A 5,647-nucleotide genomic window follows, 5' to 3' on the forward strand; every position below is an offset into this window, starting at 1 on the left:
ACGTGGTCTGGGGCCTGTTTTGGCTGCTCAGGGGAGTGGGATGTGGCCATTGGGCGGGCCGCCGCCACCCTGACCGGCCGCACCACCGGTGTTCGCTGAGACAAGGCCTGCCGCTTGACGGCCCTGCCCGCCCGCGAGGCATGCCTCGCCGCGGAGGGAGCCGTCGACCGTGTCCGTGACAAGTCCGGATCGCAGGTGATCGACCCCGCCGCCTTCTTCCGCCACGCCTCCTGACTCGCAGAACCGCACCACGTCTGACTGCGATCGGTCACGGGATTCTTTGTGTCCCCGCAGGTCTTACCCCGCCGCCCCGCGGCGGCGGAGCAACCGGCCTCGCCCACGTCCCTGACCCGCACCATGGACAGCTGCGGCCGGTACTTCCTCAGCTTTGTCGTGGACACCGAGCCCGATGCTCACCCTTGAGCTCAGATGCTCCCTGGACGGCGGGGATCAGGTCTGCGATCCGTTCGAGCTGGTCGCGCTGGGAGTGCAGGTCCAGAGCACCGAGACGGGCGACGATGTGCCGGGCACCGGCGGCGGCGTACCGTCCCAGGGCCTCGACCACCTGGTTCGCGGAGCCGGTGACAACTGCCTGGATCTTCTCCAACTCCTCCAGCGGCATGCCGTATGTGGCCCGCGCGTAGTCGTCCAGTGCCTGACGGCCGCGCTCGCCGCCGTCGTCGATCCGTACGGTGACGAACAGTGCAGGGGTGATGTCCTCGGCCGCACGTCCGGCGTCGGCCGCCGCTTGGTGGACGTCGCGGAGGCCGGACGCGTAGTCGGCGGGGTCAGGGGGGTAGGGCAGCCATCCGTCGTACAGTCGGCCGGTGCGGGCCAGAGCTGCGGGTGTTGCGCCGCCGAGCCAGACAGGAGGGCCGCCGGCTCGCAACGGCCTGGTCGCGGGCGGGATGTCGTCGAACCGGAGGATCTCGCCGTGGAAGGCTTCGGCGCCGTCCCACAGAGCCCGCCACAGCGCGACTGTCTCGTCCAGGCGGCCGAAGCGCCCTGCCCACGGCAGCTCGGACAGCGCGTAGAGGGGTCGCCCGAATCGGCCGGGAAAGCCGGCGCCGACGGTCACGGTGAGCCGACCGCCGGACAGCAGGTCGATCGACCCAAGTGACTGCGCGGCCTGGATCGGCCGACGGAGGAACGGCATGAGTGCAGCCGTGCCCAGCGTCACGGCCTCGGTCACCGGGGCGAGCGCGGCCAGCATCGTGAGCGCCTCGATGCGCGGGCTGATCAGGGAATCGTTGACGAAGAGCGAGGAGAAGCCCAAGCGTTCGGCGTACTGGCCGAAGGCGATCAGCTCGCGAGGGTCGGCAGCGCCCCACTGGGCGGTGCCGGTCGGAAGGAGTACACCGATGTCCATGGCGGCCATGGTCACGACCGGTACGAGTGGCGACAATTCCCCGTGGGGAATGGCGGGGACCGCTCCGCCACCGTTACAACAGGTCCGTGGACTTCCCCGGCACGCTTCGCGATCGTCGTACCCGCGGTCATCTCAGCCAGCTCGACCTGGCGCTGCGAGCGGGCACCACCCAGCGCTACCTCAGCTTCATCGAATCCGGCAGGTCCGTCCCCGGACGGAACATGGTGGTGCGCCTCGGCGAGGCACTCGAGCTGCCGCTGCGGGAGCGCAACGAGCTGCTGCTGGCCGCCGGGTACGCGCCCGCGTACCCCGAGAGCTCGCTGGATGGTCCGGAACTGGCCCCGGTGCGCACTGCAATCGACCACATCCTCCGCGGGCACCTGCCGTATCCGGCACTGGTCGTGGACCGGGCCGGCGACCTCATCGCCGCGAACTCTGCGTTCGACCTGATCACCGAGGGCGCAGCCCCCGAGCTGGTGGGCCCGGGCAGGAATGTGTACCGCCTGGCGCTGCATCCCGACGGGCTGGCTCCCCGTATCCGCAACCTCGCCGAATGGGCGCGCCACATCCTGGTACGCCTTGGCCACCTGGAGGAGTTGCGCGCCGAACTCACCGGGTACGTGCCCGAGTTGGAGCCGTCCGCCGGGCTCCTGGGTTTCGCCGTTCCGCTCCGTCTGCAGTCCTCGTACGGTGAGCTGCGCCTGCTGACAACGGTGACGACCTTCGCCACCGCCGTCGATATGTCGCTGGCCGAACTGAAGCTGGAGGCGTTCCTGCCGGCCGACCCGGCGACGGCCGAGGCTCTCTCGGCAGCCGCCGGGACGATGGCTTGTGCTGCCGCTCAGGGGCCCGGAAACACGTAGGCGGCCTCAGCGCAGCAGTTTCGTGCGGTGGCGGCCCCGTGTGTCTGGGCGCGACACGATCGGCCGATGGCACCGCCGAGGCGGTGGCTGCCCCCGGTCTGCATGGGGTCGGCCGGGGGACGGTGAAGGGGGGAAGCTCAGGCCGTCGGAGCATTCAGCACGTACTCGCGCGAGGCCTGGACCTCACTGCGCAGGGCGGACAGGTCGACGTCGAGGACGTGGCCGTTCCACTTGCGGGGCTCGCCGTTGATGAGCACGGCGCTGATGTTGCGGGCATCGGAGCCCAGCACGACGGTGCCGATCGGGTCGTTGAGCGGCATGTTGTTGAGGTCCTCGGCCTGGATGACGAGCAGGTCGGCCTTCTTGCCCGGGGTGAGTGAGCCGGTGACGGCGGCCAGGCCGTTGGTACGGGCGCCCTGGAGGGTGGCGAAGTCGAGGACGTCTCGGGTGGTGATGCGGCGCGGCTGCCGGTCGGTGCCGTAGGCGGCGTTGACGGCGCGCATCCGCTGAATGGCATGCAGGGCCCGCATCTGCGTGAACATGTCGCTGGCCAGGGCGACTTCGACGTCAATGCTCAGTCCGGGGCGGATGCCGACGGACAGGGCCTCGTCAACGGCGGGGATTGCGGTCTCCAACCCGATCTGGGCGTCGGACGTGGGGGCGAGCGCCACGGTGGTGCCGGTCTCTCCCATTACCTTCCATGCCTCGGGGGTCAGTCCTGTGGCGTGGATGAGGGTGACGTCGGGGCCGAGGACGCCGTCCTTGGCCCAGCGCATTACCGCCTCGGAGGAGGATGTGCCGAAGACGGCGTCCACGCTCACTCCGATGCCCAGATCCGCGGCGACGCGGGCCAGTTCAGGACCGTAGGCGAGCGCCGGTCCGGCGATCTCGTCGGTGGCGAGCGTCGCCAGGCGCAGGGTCAGCAGCTGGTCGTCGCTGCTGAAGTACTGGTGCCTGACGCGCGCCAGGTCGCCGGGCCACTGCCGGTCCCAGGCGCCGAAGTGCGGGCCCATGGAGGCGTGCACACCGCGGATGCCGGTGTCGCGGAGGGCCTCGATGGCGGCGTTGGAGTGCTCTCGGGTGCGGGAGTTGTGGGAGAAGTCGAGCATGGTCGTGATGCCGCTGTCGATCGCGGTGAGGGCGGCCAGCCGGGTGCCGATGTACATGTCCTCGGGCCGGTAGACCGTGGCGTAGCCGGCCAGTGTGGACATGACGTAGCCGCCGAGGTCGTCGACGTCCGGCATGATCCGGCGCAGTTGAGCCTCCCAGGCGTGCCGATGGGTGTCGACGAAGCCGGGGCTGAGGATCGTGCCAGTGGCGTCGACGAGCACGACGTCGCCCACGCTGAGGTCGGGGCCGACGGCGGTGATGGTGTCGCCCTCGACGAGCAGGTCGCCGCGGTCGATGACGCCGAGATCGGGGTCCATGGTGACGATGGTCGCGCCGGTGAACAGGATGCGCCGTTCGTCTGCGGGGCGGCGCTGGAGCTGTTCGAGCACGGCGGCGCTGGTGGTGTCGTCGATGTTCATGAGGGGTCTTCTTTCCGTACGTTGGAGAAGAGGGCTGCAGGGGGCGCCGCGGTCCCTGAGCCGGTCATCTGCAGGCTCCGAGGAGGCGGGGACCGGGTTGCCGGCTTCGCGACGCGGCATGTGCCGGCCGGCGGGTCAGCTCAGCTTCATGACGTAGCCCGCGTGGTGCAGTTCGTCGCCGTGGAACTCTCCGTAGGCCCAGAAGCCGAGGTCGTCCAGGTAGTCGATGCGGTCACCGTCGATCCAGAACCGGCCCTGATAGGCGTGCGAGCGACCGCCCCGGGTCTCGTCGTAGCGGCCCTCGGCGGTGAGCTCCTGGTGCAGGAAGTCCTTCCGGTCGATCCAGACGCCGACCCGTGGGCTGCCGGTCAGGTCCGGTGCATCCGGGATACCCGCCTCTGGGGCGGTGGCCCGGCCGGGGGCGTCAATGCCCGCCCACCGGACGGGCCGACCGGCCGCGACCAGCGCGCGGACCTGCTCGGGCCGGGACAAGAGGGTGGCTACCGCGCTCGGCACGTCGTCGGCGAGTTCGTCGGGCACCACCAGAAAGTCGGTGGTGTTGCCCGGGGTCAGCGTCGCAACGTACTCCGAGCGGCGGCCGCGTCCGCCGACCAGCGCGACGGTGTCCACGACGGCGGGGACGATGGTCATGCCCGTGCAGTCGACGACGATGGCGTTGTCGTCCTCCGCAGCGGTGACGATGGCGGGGCCGACCCCCACGATCAGGGAACCCACGAACAGGATGTCGGCACCGGTCATGGTCCCGATCAGCGGATCCATCGTCACGATCCGGGCGTTGGTGAACAGGACGGGACGGTCACGGTCGTTCGAGACGATCGCGTCCAGGGCCTCCGGGTTCCAGTTCACGGGGGCGGTGTCGGTGTCGGTGATTGTCACGGTGCTCCTTGTTTGCAGTTCGGCTGATGGGTCTGCACGACTCACAAAGCGAGCGACGGTGCAGGTGGAGGCAGATGCTCGGCAGTTGCGGCGGCCGCGTGACCATCAGGCTCGTCGCGCGGCGGAGTCGGAACCAGGCCGCCGTATCCCCAGGAGCGCGGCACCCATGGTTGGCCCCGCTGATCGCAACGGGCCCGTGAGACGGCCTCGGACGCGCTGCCGGTGCGGGGAACGACGAGTCGGAGCCGGCATCCGGCCGCGGTGATGTCGCAGCCGGCAGGGGGAGGGAGGCGGTCACGGCCCTCGCACCTTCCGGGTTCGCCGCATCCGGAAGACCCGCCTGTCTCGGCACCCTGATGTCGCCCCGCTGTTCCGCTTGGAACGGTGGGTGCGCCACCCCCAGGAAGCCCGCACCTGGGTGGATGGCGGCCTGGTTGCCATTCGCGGCCGGGCCAACCATGGAGCCATGACCAGCAACGACACGCCCCGCGATCCTCATCCGTACGTCGGGATGTGGGTGACCGCGGACGGGTTCATCCGCCAGGAACTGCTGCCGAACGGCCGTTACGACGAGGCCCGCGGAGACCGTCGGAGCGCCTATACCGGCCGCTACACCGTCACCGGTACCCACATCGACTACGTCGACGACACCGGCTTCACCGCCACCGGCGACATCCGCGACGGCGTTCTCTTCCACGAGCACTTGGTGCTCTACCGCGAGGGCGACGAACGCGCCCGGCAAGGAGGTACCCGGTCGCTCGGGGGATAGGACACGCTGCGTTCTTGTCGCGACTGTACGTTTCAGGCACCGGGGCCGGGAACGGCGTCCCGAGGGCGTGGGTTGAGGGACGCCAGCCATGCCACACGCGGCCGCCGTACCGCACGTGTGATGAACTGTGGCCCGGTTTCGCGACGTTGATCTCGTCTCGGACAGGAGAGTGGGAGGGACCGTGGGCCTCGGTGGGGGGACGTGGCAGCGACTGACAGCC

5 protein-coding genes are annotated in these 5,647 nt (G+C 69.9%); 2 read left to right on the forward strand and 3 right to left on the reverse strand.

Annotation, left to right across the window (positions count from 1 at the left end):
- Nucleotides 1–382: 382 nt before the first annotated feature.
- Nucleotides 383–1,378, reverse strand: a complete 996-nt coding sequence (locus EHS43_RS35640) for an LLM class flavin-dependent oxidoreductase (RefSeq protein ID WP_221740794.1) — start codon at nucleotides 1,376–1,378, stop codon at nucleotides 383–385.
- Nucleotides 1,379–1,455: 77 nt separating this feature from the next.
- Here EHS43_RS35640 and EHS43_RS35645 point away from each other — a divergent pair, with 77 nt between their 5' ends.
- Entirely contained in the window at nucleotides 1,456–2,232 is a 777-nt protein-coding gene (locus tag EHS43_RS35645; RefSeq protein ID WP_125194763.1) for a helix-turn-helix domain-containing protein, read from the forward strand.
- Between the two features lie 137 nt (nucleotides 2,233–2,369).
- Here EHS43_RS35645 and EHS43_RS35650 read toward each other — a convergent pair whose 3' ends face one another.
- Nucleotides 2,370–3,761 carry an amidohydrolase family protein gene (locus EHS43_RS35650; RefSeq protein WP_125194764.1) on the reverse strand — a complete coding sequence of 464 codons (1,392 nt, stop codon included), beginning with the start codon at nucleotides 3,759–3,761 and terminating at the stop codon, nucleotides 2,370–2,372.
- A gap of 135 nt (nucleotides 3,762–3,896) precedes the next feature.
- The gene (locus tag EHS43_RS35655; protein ID WP_125194765.1) at nucleotides 3,897–4,658 is read right to left on the reverse strand and encodes an Atu4866 domain-containing protein; all 762 of its coding nucleotides are present in this window, start codon (nucleotides 4,656–4,658) and stop codon (nucleotides 3,897–3,899) included.
- A gap of 466 nt (nucleotides 4,659–5,124) precedes the next feature.
- On the opposite strand from EHS43_RS35655, the gene EHS43_RS35660 reads away from it, so the two are divergent.
- Complete coding sequence (locus EHS43_RS35660; RefSeq protein ID WP_125194766.1) at nucleotides 5,125–5,427, forward strand: Atu4866 domain-containing protein; 303 nt, start codon at nucleotides 5,125–5,127, stop codon at nucleotides 5,425–5,427.
- The last annotated feature ends 220 nt before the right edge of the window (nucleotides 5,428–5,647 follow it).

The organism is Streptomyces sp. RP5T (genome assembly GCF_003933965.1).
Taxonomy (GTDB): domain Bacteria; phylum Actinomycetota; class Actinomycetes; order Streptomycetales; family Streptomycetaceae; genus Streptomyces.

Coding starts and splice junctions, on each gene's coding strand:
- EHS43_RS35660 (WP_125194766.1), top strand. CDS start 5,125: ATGACCAGCAACGACACGCCCCGCGATCCTCATCCGTACGTCGGGATG.
- EHS43_RS35640 (WP_221740794.1), bottom strand. CDS start 1,378: ATGGCCGCCATGGACATCGGTGTACTCCTTCCGACCGGCACCGCCCAG.
- EHS43_RS35650 (WP_125194764.1), bottom strand. CDS start 3,761: ATGAACATCGACGACACCACCAGCGCCGCCGTGCTCGAACAGCTCCAG.